The sequence below is a fragment of the Coralliovum pocilloporae genome, assembly GCF_030845175.1.
GTDB lineage: Bacteria > Pseudomonadota > Alphaproteobacteria > Rhizobiales > Cohaesibacteraceae > Coralliovum > Coralliovum pocilloporae.
In genome coordinates this window covers 3,242,481-3,264,623 of the sequence record NZ_CP132542.1, presented here as the reverse complement: position 1 = coordinate 3,264,623, position 22,143 = coordinate 3,242,481, and the positions used below count along the sequence as shown (strand labels likewise).

Annotated in this window: 20 protein-coding genes; 8 read left to right on the top strand and 12 right to left on the bottom strand. The window is 54.3% G+C overall.

Annotated features, from left to right (window positions below; translation table 11 throughout):
* Positions 1-458 precede the first annotated feature (458 nt).
* Positions 459-1,391 (bottom strand): electron transfer flavoprotein subunit alpha/FixB family protein, encoded by a 933-nt coding sequence (locus tag RA157_RS14770; RefSeq protein WP_350333894.1) that lies wholly within the window; start codon positions 1,389-1,391, stop codon positions 459-461.
* A gap of 20 nt (positions 1,392-1,411) precedes the next feature.
* Positions 1,412-2,161: an electron transfer flavoprotein subunit beta/FixA family protein gene (locus RA157_RS14765; RefSeq protein WP_350333893.1), complete on the bottom strand. Its 750-nt coding sequence runs from the start codon at positions 2,159-2,161 to the stop codon at positions 1,412-1,414.
* A gap of 404 nt (positions 2,162-2,565) precedes the next feature.
* Between RA157_RS14765 and parE the strand changes: the two genes are divergently transcribed.
* The 3 genes from parE to RA157_RS14750 all read left to right on the top strand — a co-directional run bounded on the left by parE (position 2,566) and on the right by RA157_RS14750 (position 5,594).
* Positions 2,566-4,755, top strand: coding sequence for a DNA topoisomerase IV subunit B (gene parE / locus RA157_RS14760; protein WP_434058448.1), 2,190 nt, complete (start codon positions 2,566-2,568; stop codon positions 4,753-4,755).
* A 30-nt stretch (positions 4,756-4,785) separates the two neighbouring features.
* A complete protein-coding gene (locus tag RA157_RS14755) occupies positions 4,786-5,178 on the top strand; it encodes a TIGR02301 family protein (RefSeq protein ID WP_350333892.1) in 393 nt (130 codons plus the stop codon).
* Between the two features lie 155 nt (positions 5,179-5,333).
* A complete protein-coding gene (locus tag RA157_RS14750) occupies positions 5,334-5,594 on the top strand; it encodes a hypothetical protein (RefSeq protein WP_350333891.1) in 261 nt (86 codons plus the stop codon).
* Between the two features lie 37 nt (positions 5,595-5,631).
* Here the strand turns inward: RA157_RS14750 and RA157_RS14745 are convergent, their stop codons facing one another.
* The gene (locus RA157_RS14745; RefSeq protein ID WP_350333890.1) at positions 5,632-6,285 is read right to left on the bottom strand and encodes a LysE family translocator; all 654 of its coding nucleotides are present in this window, start codon (positions 6,283-6,285) and stop codon (positions 5,632-5,634) included.
* A 122-nt stretch (positions 6,286-6,407) separates the two neighbouring features.
* Here RA157_RS14745 and RA157_RS14740 point away from each other — a divergent pair, with 122 nt between their 5' ends.
* Positions 6,408-7,091 carry a hypothetical protein gene (locus RA157_RS14740; protein ID WP_350333889.1) on the top strand — a complete coding sequence of 228 codons (684 nt, stop codon included), beginning with the start codon at positions 6,408-6,410 and terminating at the stop codon, positions 7,089-7,091.
* Between the two features lie 349 nt (positions 7,092-7,440).
* Here RA157_RS14740 and RA157_RS14735 read toward each other — a convergent pair whose 3' ends face one another.
* On the bottom strand, positions 7,441-8,772 hold the full coding sequence (locus RA157_RS14735; protein ID WP_350333888.1) for a dihydroorotase: 1,332 nt from the start codon (positions 8,770-8,772) through the stop codon (positions 7,441-7,443).
* 254 nt (positions 8,773-9,026) lie between these two features.
* Here RA157_RS14735 and RA157_RS14730 point away from each other — a divergent pair, with 254 nt between their 5' ends.
* Positions 9,027-10,448 carry a DEAD/DEAH box helicase gene (locus RA157_RS14730; protein WP_350333887.1) on the top strand — a complete coding sequence of 474 codons (1,422 nt, stop codon included), beginning with the start codon at positions 9,027-9,029 and terminating at the stop codon, positions 10,446-10,448.
* A 117-nt stretch (positions 10,449-10,565) separates the two neighbouring features.
* A complete protein-coding gene (locus RA157_RS14725) occupies positions 10,566-11,627 on the top strand; it encodes a GGDEF domain-containing protein (protein ID WP_350333886.1) in 1,062 nt (353 codons plus the stop codon).
* A gap of 89 nt (positions 11,628-11,716) precedes the next feature.
* Here RA157_RS14725 and sufA read toward each other — a convergent pair whose 3' ends face one another.
* From sufA to RA157_RS14690, 7 genes are read right to left on the bottom strand one after another with little or no spacing between them, the layout of a single operon-like run.
* Positions 11,717-12,100, bottom strand: coding sequence for a Fe-S cluster assembly scaffold SufA (sufA, locus tag RA157_RS14720; protein WP_350336212.1), 384 nt, complete (start codon positions 12,098-12,100; stop codon positions 11,717-11,719).
* Positions 12,101-12,136: 36 nt separating this feature from the next.
* Positions 12,137-12,505 (bottom strand): SUF system Fe-S cluster assembly protein, encoded by a 369-nt coding sequence (locus tag RA157_RS14715; protein ID WP_350333885.1) that lies wholly within the window; start codon positions 12,503-12,505, stop codon positions 12,137-12,139.
* 35 nt (positions 12,506-12,540) lie between these two features.
* Positions 12,541-13,791: a cysteine desulfurase gene (locus RA157_RS14710; protein WP_350333884.1), complete on the bottom strand. Its 1,251-nt coding sequence runs from the start codon at positions 13,789-13,791 to the stop codon at positions 12,541-12,543.
* Between the two features lie 4 nt (positions 13,792-13,795).
* Positions 13,796-15,112 carry a Fe-S cluster assembly protein SufD gene (sufD, locus tag RA157_RS14705; protein WP_350333883.1) on the bottom strand — a complete coding sequence of 439 codons (1,317 nt, stop codon included), beginning with the start codon at positions 15,110-15,112 and terminating at the stop codon, positions 13,796-13,798.
* A gap of 25 nt (positions 15,113-15,137) precedes the next feature.
* Positions 15,138-15,887 (bottom strand): Fe-S cluster assembly ATPase SufC, encoded by a 750-nt coding sequence (sufC, locus tag RA157_RS14700; RefSeq protein WP_350333882.1) that lies wholly within the window; start codon positions 15,885-15,887, stop codon positions 15,138-15,140.
* Positions 15,888-15,935: 48 nt separating this feature from the next.
* Complete coding sequence (gene sufB, locus RA157_RS14695) at positions 15,936-17,408, bottom strand: Fe-S cluster assembly protein SufB (protein ID WP_350333881.1); 1,473 nt, start codon at positions 17,406-17,408, stop codon at positions 15,936-15,938.
* Positions 17,409-17,446: 38 nt separating this feature from the next.
* Positions 17,447-18,616, bottom strand: coding sequence for a cysteine desulfurase family protein (locus RA157_RS14690; RefSeq protein WP_350333880.1), 1,170 nt, complete (start codon positions 18,614-18,616; stop codon positions 17,447-17,449).
* 285 nt (positions 18,617-18,901) lie between these two features.
* On the opposite strand from RA157_RS14690, the gene RA157_RS14685 reads away from it, so the two are divergent.
* Positions 18,902-19,561 carry an alpha/beta hydrolase gene (locus tag RA157_RS14685; protein WP_350333879.1) on the top strand — a complete coding sequence of 220 codons (660 nt, stop codon included), beginning with the start codon at positions 18,902-18,904 and terminating at the stop codon, positions 19,559-19,561.
* Positions 19,562-19,628: 67 nt separating this feature from the next.
* Here RA157_RS14685 and RA157_RS14680 read toward each other — a convergent pair whose 3' ends face one another.
* Entirely contained in the window at positions 19,629-20,747 is a 1,119-nt protein-coding gene (locus tag RA157_RS14680) for an anhydro-N-acetylmuramic acid kinase (protein ID WP_350333878.1), read from the bottom strand.
* A 103-nt stretch (positions 20,748-20,850) separates the two neighbouring features.
* On the opposite strand from RA157_RS14680, the gene tyrS reads away from it, so the two are divergent.
* Positions 20,851-22,104, top strand: a complete 1,254-nt coding sequence (gene tyrS, locus RA157_RS14675; protein WP_350333877.1) for a tyrosine--tRNA ligase — start codon at positions 20,851-20,853, stop codon at positions 22,102-22,104.
* The last annotated feature ends 39 nt before the right edge of the window (positions 22,105-22,143 follow it).

Sequence of the window (22,143 nt, the reverse complement as noted above, 5' to 3'; positions counted from 1 at the left end):
GTTCCCAGATTTAACTTGTCCCCAAATCACTCCGGGGGTTCTGCGCTCATGGGCATACGCAGAATGCACACAGCTATAATTATGAAAATATTATGTCAATATACAGTCATGTTTGTGACTGTCGCTGTGCCCATTGACTGATACCTCGCTGCTTCCACCGAGGTAACTTATTCTTAACCGATCAATACCTCAAAAAACATCCTGAATGGCACATCAAATGTACCATTTACGACTCTTAACGACGTTTTTAAGGGGCTGCCCAGACAGAATATCCGACGGAAAACAGCCTGATTTATGACCGTCCTGCATTGCCTCGATCCGACAGAATATTTTTATTCACACCCTGTGATTTGTGAGCAACCGCAGCCTCGTTGAGAGGGAAATTCTCTCGGGTAATAAAAAAGCCCGACCACCAAGGCCGGGCTTTTTCAAAGATGTGAAAGAACTGGAACGGCTGGTTAGCCGAGTTCTTTTTCCATTTCAGGCAGCGCGTCAAACAGGTCTGCAACGAGACCGTAATCAGCAACCTGGAAGATCGGAGCTTCGTCGTCCTTGTTGATGGCAACGATGATCTTGGAATCTTTCATACCGGCCAGGTGCTGGATAGCGCCTGAGATACCGCAAGCGATATAGAGGTCAGGTGCAACCACCTTACCGGTCTGACCAACCTGCCAATCGTTTGGTGCGTAACCGGCATCAACAGCAGCACGGGACGCACCAACAGCGGCACCAAGCTTGTCAGCAACCGGCAGAATGACTTCCTGGAACTTCTCTTCAGAGCCCAGCGCGCGACCACCGGAGATGATGATCTTTGCAGAGGTCAGTTCCGGACGCTCGCTTTCAGAAAGTTTGTTCTCAACAAAAGAGGACAGACCCGGGTTATCAGCAGCAGCAATGGATTCAACCGGTGCAGAACCGCCAGCTTCAGCAGCTGCGAAAGACGCGGTCCGGACCGTGATGACTTTTTTCGCATCACCGGACTGAACTGTCTGGATGGCGTTACCTGCATAGATCGGACGCTCAAACGTATCAGCGGATTTCACAGCGGTGATTTCCGAGATCTGCATGACATCCAGAATAGCAGCAACGCGCGGCAGAACGTTTTTGCCGTCTGTGGTCGCAGGAGCAACGATGGCATCATAAGAGCCAGCGAGGCCAACGATCAGAGCAGCAGTCGGCTCGGCCAGACGTGCTTCCAGTTCAGCAGCATCAGCAACCAGAACCTTGGCAACACCGGACAGCTTGGAAGCTTCTTCTGCAGCAGCACCACAGTCTTTACCGGCAACCAGAACATGGACGTCAGAGCCCAGTTCAACAGCAGCGGTCAGAGCTTTGGCAGTGCCATCGGAAAGAGCGGAATTATCATGATCCGCAAACAAAAGCGTTGTCATTATCGTTCACTCCTTCCCGATCAGATGACGCCAGCTTCATCACGAAGCTTGGAGACCAGTTCAGAAACAGATCCGACCTTCACACCAGCAGCACGTGCCGGTGGTTCTTCGGTGTTGAGAACCGTCAGACGCGGGGCAACATCAACGCCGAGATCAGCAATCGCTTTGGTATCAAGCGGCTTTTTCTTGGCTTTCATGATGTTTGGCAGAGACGCGTAGCGTGGCTCGTTCAGACGAAGATCAGCAGTCAGGATTGACGGTGTCTTCAGTTCAACGGTCTGCAGGCCGGCATCAACTTCACGGGTGACTGTCAGCTTGTCGCCGTCCAGCTCGATCTCGGAAGCGAATGTGCCGATGGACCATCCGAGCAGTGCAGAAAGCATCTGGCCTGTCTGGTTGGCATCATCGTCAATTGCCTGCTTGCCGAGGATTACGAGGCCTGGCTGTTCTTCATCAACAACGGCTTTCAGAGCCTTGGCCACACCAAGAGGCTCAACAGCGTCGTCGGACTGAATAAGAATAGCGCGGTCGGCACCCATAGCCAGTCCGGTCCGCAGCGTTTCCTGAGACTGAGCCGGGCCGATTGACACGACGACAACCTCAGAAGCCTTGCCGGCTTCTTTCAGACGAAGAGCAGCTTCAACCGCAATTTCGTCAAACGGATTCATGGCCATCTTGACATTGGCAAGATCCACACCTGAACCGTCACTTTTCACGCGAATTTTGACGTTGTAGTCAACAACCCGCTTACAAGGTACCAAAACCTTCATTCGTCTAAGCTCCCAAACTTCGGTCGCACGTTATAAATCGAAACCCGCAGCAGATATACGCGGGCCGTAAACCCAAAGCTGTTATCGTTTCGACATGGAATAAGCAAGTTTGGTCGTATTGCGACCAGTCCGTAATCCGTAGCATAAAATGAGCGTGAATAAAGACCAAATATGCCAAACTTAAAACAGTTCAAAAAACTCAGGGTTTCCCTTGCCTGAATCATATATCGGCAAGATGGCGACCGACCATACAGCCGGACGGATGGCCACGCCTCTTTTCTGACCATTCCGAGGTCTGCTCAGACATGTCCAGACCGGACGGAACATAGACGGAACGACAATCTTCCCGGTTCGTGTATTCTTGTGTCAGATGCGTGATTGATTCGGCCCTGTCGTCGCTATAGATGCGACACCATATATGCGGGCGGATTTGGCGGAAAGACAGAATGAGTAACGATAACGACCTCTTTGCGGAACTTGAGGCCAGCGTTTCAGCGCTGAAGGCATCGCAGGCAAAAACCGGACGCAAGACCAAACCGCAGGCCTTGAACGCCAAGGAAGACGGCCAGCCCGTGAAGACTGCAGAAGCCCCGCCCCCAGCACCCGCTCAGTCAAAGAAACCGTCCCCGCGCAAGTCAGACGCAATCCCGGCGGCCGTTGCAGGTGAAGATTATGACGCATCCGCAATCGAGGTGCTGGAAGGGCTGGAGCCGGTTCGCCGCAGACCGGGCATGTATATTGGCGGCACCGATGAAAAGGCGCTGCATCATCTGTTTGCCGAAGTTATCGACAATTCCATGGACGAGGCCGTTGCAGGTCATGCGTCCTGGATTGAAGTTGCTCTGGATGCAGACGGCTATCTGACCGTTACGGATAATGGTCGCGGCATTCCGGTCGACCCGCATCCCAAATTCAAGGACAGGTCGGCTCTTGAAGTGATCATGACCACCCTGCACGCTGGCGGCAAGTTCGATTCAAAGGTCTACGAGACTTCTGGCGGGCTCCACGGTGTCGGTGTATCGGTGGTCAACGCCCTCTCCGATGATCTCGTCGTTGAAGTGGCCCGTGGTCGCAAGCTCTACCGGCAGAGCTTTTCTCGGGGCATTGCGCAAGGCGGACTCGAATCCCTTGGCGATGTCCATAATCGGCGCGGCACCAGAGTTCGCTTCCATCCGGATCCTGAAATTTTTGGCAAATCCGCCCGCTTCCGTCCTGACCGCCTGTTCAAGATGGCCCGTTCAAAAGCCTATCTCTTTGGCGGCGTCGAAATTCGCTGGTCCTGTGACCCGGCCCTTCTCGATGAAAAATCGGAAGCTCAGGAAAAGGCCGTGTTCCACTTCCCTGGCGGCCTGAAGGACTATCTGAGCTCATCACTCGGCAAGCAGAACTTTGTCACCGACACGGTCTTTTCCGGCAAGACGGAACGCCAGGGTGGTCATGGTTCTGTTGAATGGGCCGTCTCCTGGTTTGGCGGTGATGGCTTTGTGCATTCCTATTGTAATACGGTCCCGACCCCTGAAGGCGGCACCCATGAATCCGGCCTTCGGATGGCGCTCCTGCGCGGGCTGAAAACCTATGCGGATATTACCGGCAACAAGAAAGCCTCGGTGATTACAGGCGATGACGTGATGACGTCCGCAGGCGCCATGCTGTCTGTGTTCATCCGCGAGCCGGAGTTCGTCGGGCAGACAAAGGACAAGCTGGCCACAACGGAAGCGACCCGCATTGTTGAGAACGCCCTGCGGGACGCATTTGATCACTGGCTGGCCGCCTCCCCTCAACAGGCCAACAAGCTTCTGGACTGGGTGATTGAACGGGCGGAAGAACGCCTGCGTCGCCGCAAGGAAAAAGAAGTCAACCGCAAGACGGCTGTGCGCAAGCTGCGCCTGCCGGGCAAGCTCGCCGATTGCTCACAGACAGCCGCCCAAGGCTCTGAAATCTTCATCGTTGAGGGTGATTCCGCTGGCGGTTCTGCCAAACAGGCCCGCAACCGGGCCAATCAGGCCATCCTTCCCCTCCGCGGCAAGATCCTCAATGTCGCCAATGCCGGGCGGGAAAAGCTTGCAGCCAACCAGCAGCTTGCCGACCTGATCCAGGCGCTTGGTTGCGGAACGCGCAGTCAGTATCGAGATGACGACCTCCGCTATGAAAAGGTCATCATCATGACGGATGCTGACGTTGACGGTGCCCATATTGCTTCGCTGCTGATTACCTTCTTCTACCGGGAGATGCCGGAGCTTGTTGACAACGGCCACCTGTTCCTCGCTGTTCCGCCACTTTACCGGATCAGCCAGGGCGGAAAAACGCTCTATGCACGGGATGACCTGCACAAGGACGAGCTGCTTGAGGCGGAGTTCAAGGGTCGTGGCAAAATCGACATCGGCCGCTTCAAGGGCCTTGGCGAAATGCTGCCTGCCCAGCTCAAGGAAACAACGATGGACCCGAAAAACAGAACCCTTCTGCGGGTGGATGTCGGGGATGAGGAAGAGCAGCAGACCAAGCTGACTGTCGAACGTTTGATGGGCAACAAGCCGGAAGCCCGGTTTGAGTTCATTCAGGAAAACGCGGAATTTGCCGAAGATCTGGACATCTGACGCGCAGACCGGGACCGGGATAGAGTTCTGATGAAAATTGCAAGACTGCTCGGCGTCGGCCTGCTCACATCTGCGTCTCTCTGGATGACCGGAGAGGCTTCCGCGCAGAGCCTCGACCAGGCAGCACCATATGATCAGAAGCTCAGTAATCTGGCGGTTGTTCTGGGAAGGCTGCACTTCCTCTCGACCCTCTGCAAACCGGATGACAATCAGCTCTGGCGACAGCGTATGTCCTCACTGCTTCAGGCAGAACAACCCAATGAGCTGCGCAAGAAACGGCTGACCGCCTCATTCAACCAGGGCTATCGCGGTTATTCGGAGGCTTATCAGAGCTGCACAAATAATGCCGAGCAATCCTATCAACGCGAGCTCCTGACCGGTCAGGAACTGGCAAAGGATATCAACAACCGATATGGAAGATAAGTATTTTAAATCAAAGACTTACCGCATTTCATTCAAATCTGCACAGCGATATTAACCATTTCTTCACAAAATAGACGCGGCGTGTCTTTTCGGCGTGCTAAGGTGACTGTGTCAGGGTGTCATCATGCCCCTGTACAGAACAGAAAGCGCGCAGGATGTCAGAGCATATTGAAGAGTACAGCGAGATTGAAGAACTCGCGCAGCAGAAACAGCTTGCCTGCGAGCTGATTGGAGATGCCTGGTCGGAAGGCCTGAGCGAAGGCATCGAGTTTGATGTTCTCTGTCAGGCGTCCCTGTTTCTTGCCCTCGCCCGGCTCATCAATGTCTATGGTGAGGAAGCCGTCGCGAAGATGACTCAGTCCCTGCCGGAGAAAATCCGCAACGGTGAATATACCGTCGACCGGACTTTGCAATAATCCACTGATTTTCAGGCTGAAGCCTGTCCACTTTATGTTACAGCATGGCCAGTGCTTTGGCGCTGGCTGCAATTGCGCGGCCGAGCAGAACGGCGGCAAAACTCAAAATCAGAGCACTGCCCAGGCGACTGATCCGACGCAACCAGGTCTCGTCCAGTCGCGTACGTACCCGGTTCGTCACCGAGATCAGAATAAACCACCAGCCAAAAGCGCCGGTCACAACACCTGCCAGCAGCAGCACAATTCCGTTCCAGTCTCCCTGTTCTGGAATCATATCTCCAAGACTGCCGAAAATTGCCAGGAAGCCAAAGATGGTGCCGGGATTGGTCACCGTCAGCATGAAGGACGTCATCAGGCAGGTAATCGGTTTGGCTGTCCCCTCATCACGTTCCCTAGAAAAGTGCGGGACCTTTCGCCAGGTATGGATGCCATAGACAAGCAGTAGCAGGCCCCCACCCCATTCCAGGAAAGTGGCATAGTGCTCAATGGAATGAATGATGGCCGTTACACCGAGAACCGCCATCAGTGCATAGACCAGATCGGCAATCACGGCACCGGTTGCGACAATCACACCTGTGACAAAACCATGTCGTAAAACTTTTTGAAGGCACATGATATTGACCGGCCCAACAGGAGCGGTCATGACAATGCCTATGGGAATTCCGATGATGAACGGGCTGAGGGCAATCATTTTGTCCTTATCGACCCACAGGTTCGTTTTCTGGCCCTGGCTTAGCGGCTATAAGAGGCAAAGCCTCGGGAGGAATCACTGTGCAACCAAACCATTTCAGGAAATATAGTGTCGCACGGTTAATGTTCTGTGTCGCCACGGCCTGTGTGATTGCAGGGCTTCAGCCGACTGGTGCAGTGGCCAAGAAGGTTACCACTGAGACAATCCGGGTTGTCCCTGCAGATGGTGAAAGCCAGGATGCCAATCCGACGCCGCTCAAGCCAACAGGCACAGTTGATCAGGTCGTCCCCAAGAATACGGCTCCGGACACCGGTACAGGTCCATCTGAAAATGTCATTTCAACACCCCAGGTTCAGACAGATCTTAGCCGCCTGCCGGAACCTGTCAGGTCCACACGAGACGCTATTCTGGAAGCAGCACGCAGTGGTGACATAGAAAAGCTCCGCCCGGTTCTCGAAGCCAATGAGGTGCCACCTACCCTGTCTTTTGGCGGCTATACCGATCCGATAGATTTTCTCAAGGAAAGCTCCGGCGATCCGGAGGGCCATGAACTGCTGGCAATCCTGATCGAAATTCTTGAGATCGGATATGTTCATCTCGACCCCGGCCAGCCGCAGGAAATGTATGTGTGGCCTTATTTCTTCTCAGTGCCACTTGATGACCTTACACCGCCGCAGCGGGTGGACCTGTTCAAGGTTGTGACCTACGGCGATTATGAGGATATGAAGCAGTTTGGCGCCTATATCTTCTACCGCGTGGGCATTGGCCCTGACGGAACCTGGCATTTCTTTGTCGCCGGTGATTGAGCCTGTCCGCTCCAGGACAGTCTTTGCCTTCCCCTCCACAAAGGTGTGGATTAAGGGAATATTAACGTAAATTAACCATTTTTTAACCATGATTAGCGCAGCATTTCCCCGTGCATATTTTGTGGAGCGTATAATGGTTCGCGAGAGTTTTCTTGTTCAGGGTAACAAGGGTTGTGAGTCCTGTATTCTTGATGTTGAGGCATCAAACTGGCAGGATGCGGTTTCAAGGTTTTCCGGCAATACAGAGGTCTTTCCTGACGGCACTTTTGTGACGTCCAGGATGCCTGTCGTCAGGTCAATTTATGATCTGCTGTATTTCTGCTTTAGGGATTTACCGCGCGCTCTGTTCTCACGTTGAGAGGCATTCCTGAAACCGGATAGCCTCGCCCTGAGCTTCTGTGACCAGTTCATCATCCCACATGATTCGACGACCACGGATCATGGTACCAATCGGCCAGCCCGTAACCGTTACCCCATCATAGGGCGTCCAGCCTGCGCGTGAGGCAATCCAGTCATTGGTGATTGTCTGCTGACGCTTCAGATCCACAATCGTGAAATCCGCATCATAGCCAACCGCAATCCGCCCTTTTCCGGAAAGCTGGAACAGGCGTGCTGGTCCTGCGCTGGTCATGTCGACGAAGCGCTCAAGGCTCAGGCGGCCGTTGTTCACGTGGTTCAGCATGGTCGGCACCAGCGTCTGCACACCTGTCATGCCGGATGGAGACTGAGGGTAAGGCTTGTCCTTTTCCTCTCGCGTGTGCGGAGCGTGATCGGACCCCAGAATATCGGCGATCCCCTGCTCCACACCCCACCAGATAATATCCTGATGCTCTTTGGAACGCACAGGAGGGTTCATCTGGATATAGGTTCCGAGTGTTTTATAGGCTTCATCCGTGAGGGTCAGATGATGGGGCGTCACTTCTACAGACGCTACATCCTTGTGATCCTTCAGATAGAGGATTTCATCGCCGGTTGAGATGTGCAGAACATGGATCCGCTTGCCGGTTTCCCGCGCAAGAGACACAAGGCGCCTGGTGCATTTCAGAGCGGCTTCCGGATCCCGCCATACGGGGTGGCTGGAAGGGTCGCCCTCGACCCGTTCTCCTTTGCGGGATTCAAGACGCGCCTCGTCTTCTGAATGGAATGCCGCCCGACGGTTGATCACTTTCAGGATGCCGCGCACACCATCATCATCGTCCACAAGCAGATTGCCGGTAGATGACCCCATGAACACTTTGACACCCGCGCAGCCTGGAATACGCTCCAGCTCCGGCAAGTCTGCAGTATTCTCACGGGTTCCCCCCATAAAAAATGCAAAATCGCAATGCATGCGATGTGTCGCACGGCTGATCTTGTCCTGAAAGGTTTCAGCCGACGTTGTCAGCGGCGATGTATTCGGCATTTCGAACACACCCGTGACACCGCCCATAACAGCGGCGCGTGATCCGCTTTCCAGATCTTCCTTGTGTTCATTGCCTGGCTCACGGAAATGAACCTGGGTGTCGATAACGCCCGGCAGGATGTGCAGCCCGGTGCAGTCAATCACCTCTCCGGCCTGGTCATCAGAGAAAGAGCCAATTCCGGCGATCCGCCCACCTACAAGCCCGATGTCCCGTTGCCCGATACCATCCTGGTTGACGACAGTGCCTGCTTTCAGAAGTGTATCAAAGGTCTGGGACATCGCTTTTCTCCATTAAATACCAGACCTTGGGGATGCGACTTTTCACCCTTATGGTCAAGTGCGGATTTCCATTTGCAGCGCGTTGTCGCGCGATCCTTTACCTTAACTTCTGAAAACCCCGCTTTTCCGCGGTTGAAACAAAAGGAAAGATTGACAAGAGCGCCATCATCTTTATGGTCCGCTACAAATTCTGGAATTTCGGTTTGAAATTTACGAAATTCAGCTCGCGATAAAGAGATCTGATAGAAAACCTCATGAGCTTTACTTCACTTGGTCTGAGCGACAAGGTCCTGAACGCCGTCGAAAAAGCCGGTTACGAAACCCCCACGCCCATTCAGGCAGAAGCCATTCCGCATGTGCTTTCGCGTCGGGATGTTCTGGGGGTAGCCCAGACAGGAACCGGGAAAACGGCTTCCTTCACCTTGCCGATGCTTACCCTGCTGGAGAAAGGCCGCGCCCGGGCCCGCATGCCGCGGACGCTCATTCTTGAGCCAACCCGCGAACTTGCTGCCCAGGTTGAACAGAATTTCGATCAGTACGGCATCAACCACAAGCTCACCGTAGCCCTGTTGATCGGCGGCGTCTCTTTTGATGAGCAGGAGCGCAAACTGATGCGCGGTGCCGATGTGCTGATTGCAACACCGGGACGGCTTCTGGATCATTTCGAGCGTGGCAAACTGCTACTGACCGGTGTTGAGCTTCTGGTCATTGATGAAGCAGACCGCATGCTGGATATGGGTTTCATCCCGGACATCGAGCGGATCTGCAAACTGGTTCCGTTTACCCGTCAGACACTGTTTTTCTCAGCAACCATGCCAGGTGAAATCCAGCGCCTGACCGAACAGTTCCTGCAGAACCCGGTGAAGGTGGAAGTGGCCCCGCCTGCCTCCACATCCAAGAATGTGACACAGAAGTTCGTGAGCTGCTCTGCAACAGCCCATGAAAAGCGCGAACAGCTTCGCTCCCTTCTGCACTCTGCTGAAGAGTTGAAGAACGCAATTGTCTTCTGTAACCGCAAACGCGATGTGGGTATTGTCTTCCGTTCACTTGAGAAGCACGGCTTTCCGGTCGCCACCCTGCATGGCGACATGGATCAGCATCAGCGCATGGCCATGCTGGACAAGTTCAAGTCCGGCGAATTGTCCATTCTGGTTGCCAGTGACGTTGCGGCCCGCGGGCTCGATATCCCGGCCGTCAGCCATGTGTTCAACTTTGATGTGCCAACTCATGCAGACGATTATGTCCACCGTATTGGCAGAACAGGTCGTGCGGGTCGCTCAGGCGCTGCCTTCACGCTCGTAACGCCTGCCGAGAAGAAATATGTCGACGCTATCCAGAAGCTGACTGGCGATGACATCGACTGGGCAGAGGGTCAGCCCGCCCAAGCAGAGGCTGATGACAAACCCAAACGCGGTAAAGGATCCCGCAAGGGTGGCAAGCGCAAGGCACCTGAACAGGCAGCCAGTGCCGAGCAGGCTCCTGTTGCAGAGACCAGCGCCCAGCCAGTCCGTGATGAGCAGCCCCAGAAGACCGGTCGCAAGAATCGTAATGCCTCCCGTCGGAGGGAGCGCGATGAGCCAACACCAGTCGGTCTTGGCGATCATGTTCCCGCTTTCCTTCTGCGTCCTATCAGACCGCAAGGAAAGACTGCATCCAAATCCACCGACACGAAGTAGTTGAAATTGGCAAAAATCGCCAATTTAACGTCACTTTAAGCTTCATTGCCTAATCTGATACCGAAGCTACGGTCGAGCCAGGAGGGCTGACTGGGTTGGTATCAAGGGCTGAAAATAATGGGCGGAAAAGGTGAAAACTTCGAGCGGACCTACTCCTACGGTACGTCTGCTCTGGGGCACATCAAAAAAAGCGAAGTACCTGCATACCCTAGGAATTATGAGCTTTTTTATACGTATGCGGTTGGTTTCAACCATACGCTAAACAAGGCAATCAATGAAATTCTGCGTGCGCGCGGTCGACTGTCCATGGAAGAAGTGGAGTCGATCTATGATGAGTTTCTCTCTCCGAATCGTCTCGGCGATCGAATCGAAGAAGTCGGCGGCAAGCTGACTGATGAGATCGGTGATGTTCTGGAAATGCTGGTCAAGAGCCAGGGTTCCACATCGGAATATGGTGAGTCACTCGCAGTTGCCGCAACCGAACTTGCCACATCAAAATCGAGTTCTGAAGCCACCAAGGTCATCAAAAACCTGATTACGGCGACCAAAGGCATTATCGACAACAACAACAAGCTGCACGTCCAGTTGACGGAAGCTCAAGGGCAGATCTCCGATCTTCAGGAGAACCTTGAGACGATCATGTTCGAATCGCTAACCGATGAGCTGACGACGCTTGCCAACCGCAAGCATTTTGACCAGTCCATGGAACGGGCGCTGACAGATGCCGAGCAAAGCGGCAAGCCTCTGACCCTTCTGGTCACGGATATCGATCACTTCAAGAAATTCAACGATACTTATGGCCACCAGACCGGTGACCAGGTGTTGCGCCTTGTTGCTCTGTCGGTAAAACAGAACGTCAAGGGCCAGGATATCCCGTGCCGTTATGGTGGTGAGGAATTCACTGTCATTCTTCCGGACACCTCTATGGAGCAGGCTGAAGTTGTCGCTGAAAACATTCGCGCGGCTGTTCAGGGCAAGGAGCTGGTAAAGCGATCAACCGGCGAGAACCTTGGTCGTGTGACCATCTCTATCGGTATCTCCCAGTTCCGCACAGGCGACAATCCAAGCACGATGATCGAGCGGGCAGACGCCTGCCTCTACGCGGCTAAAGAGAATGGTCGTAATGTGGTCATCACTGAGACGGATGACCGGGTCAATTTCGACAAGTATGTCGCCTGATCATCAGCAGACTGTTGAAACGCAAAAAGGTCGGCTTTTATAGCCGACCTTTTTTATTATCCAAATTCCCAGATGCTTATGCGGTTTGGCTATTGTTGAGCAGCCTGTTCCTTGGCAAGAGCTTCAAGGTCAGCGGCCTGAAGTGAAACCGACTCACCACAGCCGCATGCTCCGGTCTGGTTCGGATTATTGAAGACAAAGCCGCTTCTCAGCTTGGTCACCTCATAATCCATCTGCGTTCCAAGCATGAACAGCACAGCCTTGGGATCCACATAGACCGTGACGCCTTTTTCGCTGACCACATCGTCCTTCGGGTCCGGATCCCGTACATAATCGACGGTATATTCCATGCCCGCACAGCCAGCATTCTTCAAGCCGACGCGCAGACCCTGAACATCAGGATCCGCAGACGCAAGCAAGGCTTGAATGCGTTCTACGGCGGCGTCTGTCAGAGACATCACCTGAAATGGCATTTTCAATCCAGTCATTCACCACTCCTGTTGCGAGGGTCAATACCAGTTAAGGGCAACCTTGGCCTCTTCAGACATCCGTTCCGGTGTCCAGGGCGGATCAAAGACCATGTTCACCTTGACCGCGCCAACACCCATGACTGATGACACCGCATTGTCCACCCAGATCGGCATTTCACCGGCCACAGGGCAACCGGGTGCCGTCAGGGTCATATCGACTTCGATATTGCGATCATCATCAATCTCAACCCGGTAAATCAGGCCGAGTTCATAGATATCGACAGGGATTTCAGGGTCATAAACGGTTTTGATGGCCGATACGATATCGTCGGTCAAACGCTCAAGCTCTTCAGCCGGGATATCACTTCCCGGTTCAATTGCAGCCTGATGCTGTTCTGTTTCACTCACATCCTGTGTCACAGATCTTGTTCCATTTTTCTGGCTCACCCAAAGAAGGTCTGAGCCTTTTCCAACGCTTCGGCCAGTATATCCACTTCTGCAAGTGTATTGTACATACCGAATGATGCACGGCAGGTTGATGTTACACCAAAACGGTTCAGCAAGGGCTGAGCACAATGGGTACCCGCCCGGACAGCAACACCTGATCGGTCAATCAGCATGGAAATGTCGTGCGCATGCACGCCTTCCAGCTCGAAAGAGACAATCGCCCCCTTGTTACGGGCCTGACCAAAAATGCGCAAGGCATTGATCCGTGACAGGCGCTCATGGGCATAGGCATTGAGCTCGGCTTCGTGAGCTGCAATCCGGTCTCTGCCGATGGAATCCATATAGTCAAGCGCAGCACCAAGGCCAATGGCCTGGACAATCGGCGGTGTTCCAGCCTCAAACCGATGTGGTGGCTCGGCATAGGTCACCCAGTCTTCGGTTACATCGCCGATCATTTCACCGCCGCCCATGAAAGGCGGCAGATCGGCAAGGGCCTCCCGGGTCCCATAGAGCACACCGATACCTGACGGGCCGTAGACCTTGTGGCCGGTGAAGACATAGAAATCCGCACCCAGATCCTGCACGTCAATCGGCATATGCACAGCACTCTGGCTGCCATCAACCAGAACCTTGATACCCCGACTGTGTGCCAGCTTCACGATGTCCTTGATCGGCACGATTGTACCAAGAGCATTGGACATATGCGTGATGGCGATGATCTTCGTCCGATCGGTCAGCAGCTTTTCCAGCTCGTCCAGATGGAACTCGCCATGGTCATCAACGGGCGCCCATTTCAGGACAGCACCCTTGTGTTCACGGTGATAGTGCCATGGCACGATGTTGGAGTGATGCTCCATGATCGAGAGAACGATCTCATCGCCCTCTCCGATATGTTTCGCACCAAAGGCATGGGCGACCAGATTGATAGCCTCTGTGGATGAGCGTGTGAAAATCACCTCATCCACATGAGCGGCATTGAGAAAACGCCTGACTGTCTCACGCGCATTCTCATAATTTTCGGTCGCTGTATTGGACAGATAATGCAGCCCGCGATGCACATTGGCATATTCCTCGGAATAAGCCTTTGTAATGGCGTCTATGACAGCCTGAGGCTTTTGTGCTGAAGCGCCATTGTCCAGATAAACCAATGGCTTGCCATAGACTTCTCTCGACAGAATGGGGAAATCCGCACGGATTGCCTCAACATCATAGGCCCCTGCCGTGCTTGCGAGCTGTTCGCCCTGCATCAGCCTATCCTCCGATCTGCATGGATTCGCGTGCACTCAGCCACTGCTCTACCAGAGTTCCAAGCGCATCTGCAACGGCACGATTGTCGAACTCTTCCACAGCTTCAGCCAGGAATGCCTGAACCAGCATCAGTTCCGCTTCTGCTTTCGGGATACCGCGAGACAGGAGATAGAACAACAGGTCCTCATCAAGCTCACCACAGGTGGCGCCATGGGCACACACCACGTCATCAGCGTAGATCTCAAGTTCCGGCTTGTTTGAGAAACCCGCGTCTTCAGACAGAAGAAGCGCCTGGCTCATCATTTCGGCATCGGTCTTCTGGGCATGCTGACGCACAACAATCTTGCCCTGGAAGATACCGGTTGCTTCACCGGATACCACCGTCTTGTAAAGCTCACGGCTGTCGCAGTTCGGCACGGCATGGTCAACAACCAGCGTCTTGTCGATATGCTGCTTCTTGCCAGACAGATTGATGCCCCGCAGGCCAGCATGAGCATGCTCTCCGCTGAACCGCACAAAGGTCTGATCGCGGGCAATCTCGGAACCCACCAGAACTGACAGGTGATTAAACCTGGCATTCTCGGCCAGTTCAGCCTGTGTCGAGCCGACGTGGAGAGCCGCTTCGCTTTCTGTCTGCATCCGCACCACAGCGATTTCAGCCTCTTCAGCAAGGTCATAGCTGGCGGAGACATTGCTCTGGTAGGCAGCATCCATGCCTGCATAGCGCTCAATGATGAGGGCTGACGCACCCTTTCCGGCCCGTACACCCACGTGAGATGCACTGGAGACCGGGGCATCAGCCGTAACGACGGTGACGATTTCAATCGGGCGCTCGACAGAGACACCATCAGCAATCGTCAGAACCACACCACCGGTGCGGAAGGCCAGGTTCAGATCAAGACCGACATCTCCTTCAGCAACAGCCAGGCTTAGCCCCTGTGCATCAGATGCTTCTGTCAGGTCAGCGACGCTCACCCCTTCGCCAAGATCAGACAGGTCTGAAAGGTCAGCGGCAAAGCGACCATTGGCAATGACCAGACGAACCGGGTTAAGCGCGTCCAGAGCATCCTCACTCAGAAGGGCTCTGGCAGAGGCGCTGTCCGCGTCTCCTGCTGGAGCGAAGGCTGTGGTCACTCGTTTGCGAAGATCGGTATACTTCCAGCTTTCGATACGACGATGCGGCAGACCGGTTGCCTCAAATCGGGCAATAGCCGCCGGACGATCCGTGCCAACAGCCGGCAGAGCGGCTTCGGCACTCTTGTAGTGGTCCAGGATCTGCGCTTCCGCGTCCGTCCGGACAACACTGAGATCAGCACTCATGAGAGAACTCCTCTCTGTTGGCAGCTCAGGCTGCGTTGTCCACGTAGTCGGCATAGCCCTTGGCTTCGAGCTGAAGCGCAAGTTCCTTATCGCCGGTCTCAACGATACGGCCCTTGGAGAGCACGTGAACAACATCCGGAACAATATGATCCAGCAGACGCTGATAGTGGGTAATGACCACCATGGCCCGCTCTGGGGACCGCAGGGTATTCACACCTTCCGATACAATCCGCAGCGCATCGATATCGAGGCCGGAATCGGTTTCATCAAGCACACAGAGACTTGGCTCAAGCAGAGCCATCTGCAGGATTTCGTTGCGTTTCTTCTCACCGCCGGAGAAGCCCACATTGAGCGGACGCTTCAGCATTTCTGAGGTCACATTGAGCTCTGCAGACTTTTCCTTCACCAGCTTCATGAATTCCGGTGTGGTCAGTTCATCCTGGCCGCGCGCCTTGCGCTGGGAGTTGATGGCCGTCTTGAGGAAGGTCATCGTTGCCACACCCGGAATTTCAATCGGGTACTGGAAAGCGAGGAATACGCCTGCAGCGGCACGCTCATCTGCGCCCATTTCCAACAGGTTCTCGCCATGGAACAGGATCTCACCCTCGGTGATCTCATAATCTTCCTTACCGGCAAGAACATAAGACAGGGTGGACTTGCCAGAGCCGTTCGGGCCCATAATGGCGTGGACTTCGCCAGCATTGATCTTGAGGTCAATACCGCGCAGGATTTTGTTGCCGTCGACTTCGACGTGAAGATTTTTAATCTCGAGCATTATCTTTAATTCCAATTTCGGTCGCGCTGATCTGAGACAGTCGCGCGTTTATCCAACGGAGCCTTCAAGGCTGATACTGATCAGTTTCTGGGATTCGACCGCAAACTCCATCGGGAGCTGCTGGATCACATCCTTGACGAAACCATTGACGATAAGCGCCACCGCTTCCTCATCAGAGAGGCCGCGCTGCTGGCAGTAGAACATCTGGTCGTCAGAAATCTTGGATGTGGTCGCCTCGTGCTCAAAGACGGCAGACGCGCTTTTTGAATCCACATACGGAACTGTATGGGCACCGCACTGATCGCCAATCAGCAGGGAATCACACTGGGTGAAGTTCCGGGCATTCTTGGCTTTCTTGTGCGCTGAGACCACACCGCGGTAGGTGTTCTGCGACACACCGGCGGAAATACCCTTGGAGATAATCCGGCTTCTGGTGTTCTTGCCCAGATGGATCATCTTGGTCCCGGAATCGACCTGCTGGTGACCGTTGGAAACAGCGATCGAGTAGAACTCACCAACGGAATTATCGCCACGCAGGATGCAGCTTGGATATTTCCAGGTAATGGCGGAACCGGTCTCAACCTGGGTCCATGAGATTTTGGAGTTGGTGCCGCGGCAATCACCACGCTTGGTGACAAAGTTATAGATACCGCCCTTGCCGTCCTTGTCGCCCGGGAACCAGTTCTGAACGGTGGAATATTTGATTTCAGCGTCATCCAGGGCCACCAGTTCAACAACAGCCGCATGAAGCTGGTTTTCATCACGCTGCGGTGCTGTACAGCCTTCCAGATAGGAGACGTAAGAGCCCTTGTCGGCAATGATCAGGGTCCGCTCAAACTGACCGGTATTCTGCTCATTGATCCGGAAATAGGTGCTCAGTTCCATCGGGCAGCGGACGCCTTCGGGAATGTAGACAAAGGAGCCTTCAGAGAACACAGCCGAATTCAGCGTAGCATAGAAATTGTCTGTCACCGGCACGACCGAGCCAAGATATTTCTTCACCAGCTCAGGATGCTCTTTCACAGCCTCAGACAGCGGGCAGAAGATCACACCGGCTTTTGCCAGCTCTTCCTTGAAGGTCGTGACGACAGAGACGGAATCGAACACTGCATCAACAGCCACCCGGTTTTCAGGCGCGACACCCGCCAGGATTTCCTGCTCACGCAGAGGGATACCCAGCTTCTCATAGGTTTCCAGGAGCTCCGGATCCACTTCATCCAGGCTTTTCGGTCCGTCCATCTGCTTCGGGGCCGAATAGTAGTAGATGTCCTGGAAATCGATGGGCGGATACTCGACCTTGGCCCATTTCGGCTCTGTCATGGTCTGCCAGCGCTTGAAAGCATCAAGGCGCCATTCCAGAAGCCACTCCGGCTCATCTTTTTTCTGAGAAATGAATCGGACGATATCTTCGTTCAGGCCTTTAGGGGCTTTTTCCGACTCAATATCCGTAACAAATCCGTACTTGTATTGATCAACGTCGATCTGACGGACCTGATCGATCGTTTCCTGGACCGCAGGCATATGTTCACTCCATCCGCATCGGTTTCAAGGACCGTGGGTTATGCTGCCTTTTCCGACTTCTTCAGAAGTCGTGTCGATACCGAACGCCAGGCCGCAAGAAAGCGTTCGATATCCTCTTCACTTGTCTGCCATCCGAGACTGATGCGAAGCGCGCCCTGCGCCAGTTCAGCCTCGACTCCCATAGCAGCAAGCACATGGGATTGTCCGACCTTGCCTGATGAACAGGCAGAACCGGATGAAATACAAATTCCTTCCAGATCCAGCGCAATCATCGCTGTCTCTGCTTTTACGCCCGGCAACGCACAACAGATCGTATTGGGAAGACGATCTGCAAGACCGGAAAAAATCACAAGATCCGGGGTGGTCGACTTCATGCCCTCTTCACACGAATCCCGCAATCGCGCCAGTTCACTCCGCTCCGACGGATTGTCGCAGAGGCTTTCACAAGCTGCGCCAAATCCTGCAATCGCGGCTGTATTTTCAGTACCCGCCCGACGCCCAAGCTCCTGACCACCACCTTTCACAAGAGGCGCGAACAGGATGTCGGATCGCAGACGGACAATTGCGCCAACACCAACCGGCCCTCCAGCCTTATGGGCCGAGACACTGATCACATCCGCCGACAAGGTCAGATCGTCGAGGTCGCATTTCCCTAGCGCCTGAACCGCATCAACATGAAAGATCACGTCCTTGCCCGACTGACGGATAATCCGCCTGACCGCAGACAGATCCTGAACAGCACCCGTTTCATTATTGGCTGCCATTATCGACAAGATGGTGGGGCCTGACACCTTTTCAAGAGCATCGGCCAAGGCATCCTCACGGATACAGCCATTGCTGTCGACAGGGATAATCCCGATCCTGTCTTGTGCAAATCGACCACCGGACAGCACAGACGGATGCTCTGTCGCCCCAAGCAGAAGGTGCTCGACCAGCACGTCATCCCGGCCAATCTGCCAATGAGGCGTCAGAACTGTTGCATTGGCCTCAGAACCGCCGCTTGTAAACGTGACATCCTTGGCTTCACAGCCCACAAGCCGGGCAAGAGACTGCCGGGCTCGCTCAATCAGGCCGCGCGCACGACGTCCGGTCTGATGAACGGATGAGGCATTTGCCGGAGCTGAAAACGCCGCAAGCATGGCGTCTCGTGCCTCCGGCCGCAGCGGGGCCGTTGCATTATAATCGAGATAAACAGCAGCGCGTGTCACTCAATCATGCTCCCAGACAGTCCATAAACGCCAAAAACCGCAAGTCCGATAACCATTTGCAACAAGTTCTCTTGCAATCTGCGCCGTCCTCCACAATAAAAGGACCCGCAATCGGCATCTTGATATCCGTCAAGATACCAGTTTCGAACTATTCTAAACTGTTGTAGGTGTCCCCCCAGAGCGAGTCAAGGCGTCCACCCCTATTCCTGAACTTTTTTTTCAGGTTTTTATTCATGGACGCTTTTCCAAGCCCCTTCAACAGTCAAACAGGTATGTGGAGACTTCATGCCAGAGGTTATTTTCAACGGTCCGTCCGGGCGTCTTGAGGGCCGTTATCACCCCGCCAAGCAGCGCTCTGCACCCATTGCGATTGTTCTTCATCCTCACCCGCAATTCGGCGGCACGATGAACAACCAGATCGTCTATAACCTGCATTACATGTTCGCAGATCGCGGCTTCTCCGTTCTGCGTTTCAACTTCCGTGGAATCGGTCGCAGTCAGGGATCGTTCGACCATGGTGTTGGCGAACTGTCAGACGCGGCAGCGGCACTCGACTGGCTGCAATTGATGAACCCTGATTCCCGGGGATGCTGGATCGCCGGCTTCTCCTTTGGTGCCTGGATTGGCATGCAGCTTCTGATGCGCCGTCCGGAAGTGGAAGGCTTCATTTCTATCGCGCCGCCAGCTAACCTGCATGATTTCTCATTCCTGGCCCCCTGCCCGTCCTCCGGCCTGATCATTCATGGCGATGCGGACCGTGTGGTTCCGTCAAAGGATGTCCAGAGTCTGGTGGACAAGCTGAAGACCCAGAAAGGCATCGTGATCGAGCAGCAGATTCTGGAAGGCGGCAACCACTTCTTTGAAGAGCATCAGGAAGTGCTCATCGATTCCTGCGCCGATTATCTGGATCGCCGTATGCGTGGCGAGGCCAATACGCCGGAATAAGCGCATTCTTCATAGAATGAGTTCAAAGGGGCCAGATGGCCCCTTTTTTTCTTATCTATCCGGAGGATTACGACCGGCCGCCCGGCTGCCGGATCATACCGCCGATCAGGTCAAAAGGCGCACCAGTCGTGCCGGGAAAACTGATTGGCAGCATCAGCAGGCGTCTGACGGCCATATAAGCAAAGGCCTCGGCCTCCATCAGATCGTCGTTAAATCCGAAATCCGACGCACGCCTGACTGAAATGCCACTCTGACCTTCCAGCCAGCGGGTCATGGTGTGATTATGAGCACCACCACCGGAAACGATAACGGAAAGAGGTTCTGGATTACACCGCTCCAGGGCCTGGGCAATGCTTCCGACCGTGAAAGCAGTCAGTGTTGCCACGCCATCGACAGTCTGAAGATTATCCAGTCCGGGCGTTGCAAAGGCATTCCGGTCAAGAGACTTGGGGCCGGTTTCCGTGAAATAGGGATCAGTCAGCCAGTCTTCGACCAGATTATCAAACCGCCGCCCCTGAGCGGCTAGCGCTCCATCTTCATCATAGTCCTTTCCGAGGCGACGGAAGATGAAGTCATCGATCAGGGCATTGCCCGGCCCCGTATCAAAAGCACTGACCCTGCCGTTCTCTTCAACCAGGGTCAGGTTGGACACACCGCCTATATTGAGAAACCCGACAGGAAACGGGACAGACGACGCCCGGGCCAATGCCCGATGATAAACCGGCGCAAGTGGGGCTCCCTGCCCCCCATGCGCCATGTCATTGCTGCGGAAATCATCAACCACGGTCATGGCAAGCTGGTCAGCCATTGTCTGCCCCAGGCCCAGCTGTACCGTCAGCGCTCGTGCCGGGTCATGCCAGACGGTCTGGCCATGATAACCGACCACATCGACAGCCGAGCGGTCGAGATGCTCCTGGGTCAACAACATTTCAATCGCCCGAACATGCAAATCTGTACTCAGCATTTCTGCTTCTGCCAGACTGCCGGGGCGTTCATCGGCACGGGACAGATGCGCACCGTCCACAAGAGCCTGCTTCAGGACCTGACGCTCACTGTCTGTGTAAGCCATGGTGGTGCCACAGAGCGGTTTCACATGCCGCAATCCGTCTGTTTCAATGAGGGCGACATCGATACCATCCATGCTCGTGCCACTCATCAGACCAATTGCCAAAAAAGATTTTGCCATTTTTGCACAGCCCCCGTGAATTTCTGCGCAATCTCTGCTACATCACCGCCCTGCCTTTCATGATAGGGCGTATATGTTGACTGATTATGGAGCAATTCGGACAATGACCGAACCAAAATCCGATTTTCTGCGTGTTCTTCAGGAACGCGGATACATTCACCAGTGTTCTGACTTCGAACAACTGGACAAGCTGCTCTATTCGGAAACTGTGCCCGCCTATATCGGCTTCGACTGCACGGCAACGAGCCTGCATGTCGGTTCCCTTATTCAGATCATGATTCTGCACTGGCTGCAAAAGACCGGTCACAAACCCATTGTTCTGATGGGTGGCGGCACCACGCGCGTGGGTGATCCGACCGGCAAAGATGAAAGCCGCAAAATTCTGACTGCAGAAGACATTGAGGAAAACAAGGCCGGCATCCGCAAGGTCTTTGACCAGTTTCTCACCTTCGGTGATGGCCCGACGGATGCGGTTATGGTGGATAATGCCGACTGGCTGATGTCACTCAAATATATCGACTTCCTGCGCGATGTCGGACGGCATTTCTCTGTCAACCAGATGATGCAGCGGGATTCAGTCCGCCTGCGCCTGGAACGGGAACAGCACCTGTCCTTCCTCGAGTTCAATTACATGATCCTTCAGTCCTATGATTTCGTCGAGCTGAACCGGCGCTTTGGTGCGCGGCTGCAGATGGGCGGGTCTGACCAGTGGGGCAATATTGTCTCTGGTGTCGATCTGGGGCGTCGCATTCTGGAAGAAGAGCTTTTCGCGGTCACCTCGCCACTTCTGACCACATCGTCAGGTGCAAAAATGGGCAAGACTGCCTCCGGAGCCATCTGGCTGAACCCGGACATGCTGTCCCCATACAATTACTGGCAGTTCTGGCGTAACACAGAAGATGCTGATGTCGGGCGGTTCCTGCGTCTCTTCACGCTGCTTCCTCTTGATGAGATCGCCAAGCTGGAGGCTCTGCAAGGCTCGGATATCAATGAGGCCAAGAAAGTCCTGGCTTCAGAAGTCACCCGTCTTCTCCATGGCGATGCGGCTGCACAGGAAGCGGAAGAGACAGCACGCAAGACCTTTGAGGAAGGCGCATTGTCTGACAACCTTCCAACTGTGGAGATTGCTGCAGGTGATCTGTCTACCGGCATGGGTCTTCTGGCGGCTCTGGTCTCGGCTGGTCTGGCGTCATCCAACGGAGAGGCCCGTCGTCACATCAAGGGCGGCGCTATCCGTATCAACGATCAGTCTGTTTCTGATGAACGGACAATGGTTGATAATGGCAGTCTGACGGAAGAAGGCGTGGTCAAGCTGTCTTTCGGCAAGAAGAAACATGTTCTTCTGAAGCCGGTCTGAATGCACTGTGCAGCGATCGTCCATTGCGACGCGCTGTAG

What these genes read in the sequence shown, in the direction of transcription:
- parE (WP_434058448.1), top strand. Translation starts at nt 2,566, where the DNA reads ATGCGACACCATATATGCGGGCGGATTTGGCGGAAAGACAGAATGAGT.
- RA157_RS14710 (WP_350333884.1), bottom strand. Translation starts at nt 13,791, where the DNA reads ATGCAGGGCGAACAGCTCGCAAGCACGGCAGGGGCCTATGATGTTGAG.
- RA157_RS14680 (WP_350333878.1), bottom strand. Translation starts at nt 20,747, where the DNA reads ATGGCAAAATCTTTTTTGGCAATTGGTCTGATGAGTGGCACGAGCATG.
- sufD (WP_350333883.1), bottom strand. Translation starts at nt 15,112, where the DNA reads ATGAGTGCTGATCTCAGTGTTGTCCGGACGGACGCGGAAGCGCAGATC.
- RA157_RS14765 (WP_350333893.1), bottom strand. Translation starts at nt 2,161, where the DNA reads ATGAAGGTTTTGGTACCTTGTAAGCGGGTTGTTGACTACAACGTCAAA.
- sufC (WP_350333882.1), bottom strand. Translation starts at nt 15,887, where the DNA reads ATGCTCGAGATTAAAAATCTTCACGTCGAAGTCGACGGCAACAAAATC.
- RA157_RS14770 (WP_350333894.1), bottom strand. Translation starts at nt 1,391, where the DNA reads ATGACAACGCTTTTGTTTGCGGATCATGATAATTCCGCTCTTTCCGAT.
- RA157_RS14745 (WP_350333890.1), bottom strand. Translation starts at nt 6,285, where the DNA reads ATGATTGCCCTCAGCCCGTTCATCATCGGAATTCCCATAGGCATTGTC.
- RA157_RS14725 (WP_350333886.1), top strand. Translation starts at nt 10,566, where the DNA reads ATGGGCGGAAAAGGTGAAAACTTCGAGCGGACCTACTCCTACGGTACG.
- RA157_RS14730 (WP_350333887.1), top strand. Translation starts at nt 9,027, where the DNA reads ATGAGCTTTACTTCACTTGGTCTGAGCGACAAGGTCCTGAACGCCGTC.
- sufB (WP_350333881.1), bottom strand. Translation starts at nt 17,408, where the DNA reads ATGCCTGCGGTCCAGGAAACGATCGATCAGGTCCGTCAGATCGACGTT.
- sufA (WP_350336212.1), bottom strand. Translation starts at nt 12,100, where the DNA reads ATGCCATTTCAGGTGATGTCTCTGACAGACGCCGCCGTAGAACGCATT.
- RA157_RS14685 (WP_350333879.1), top strand. Translation starts at nt 18,902, where the DNA reads ATGCCAGAGGTTATTTTCAACGGTCCGTCCGGGCGTCTTGAGGGCCGT.
- RA157_RS14750 (WP_350333891.1), top strand. Translation starts at nt 5,334, where the DNA reads ATGTCAGAGCATATTGAAGAGTACAGCGAGATTGAAGAACTCGCGCAG.
- tyrS (WP_350333877.1), top strand. Translation starts at nt 20,851, where the DNA reads ATGACCGAACCAAAATCCGATTTTCTGCGTGTTCTTCAGGAACGCGGA.
- RA157_RS14740 (WP_350333889.1), top strand. Translation starts at nt 6,408, where the DNA reads ATGTTCTGTGTCGCCACGGCCTGTGTGATTGCAGGGCTTCAGCCGACT.
- RA157_RS14755 (WP_350333892.1), top strand. Translation starts at nt 4,786, where the DNA reads ATGAAAATTGCAAGACTGCTCGGCGTCGGCCTGCTCACATCTGCGTCT.
- RA157_RS14735 (WP_350333888.1), bottom strand. Translation starts at nt 8,772, where the DNA reads ATGTCCCAGACCTTTGATACACTTCTGAAAGCAGGCACTGTCGTCAAC.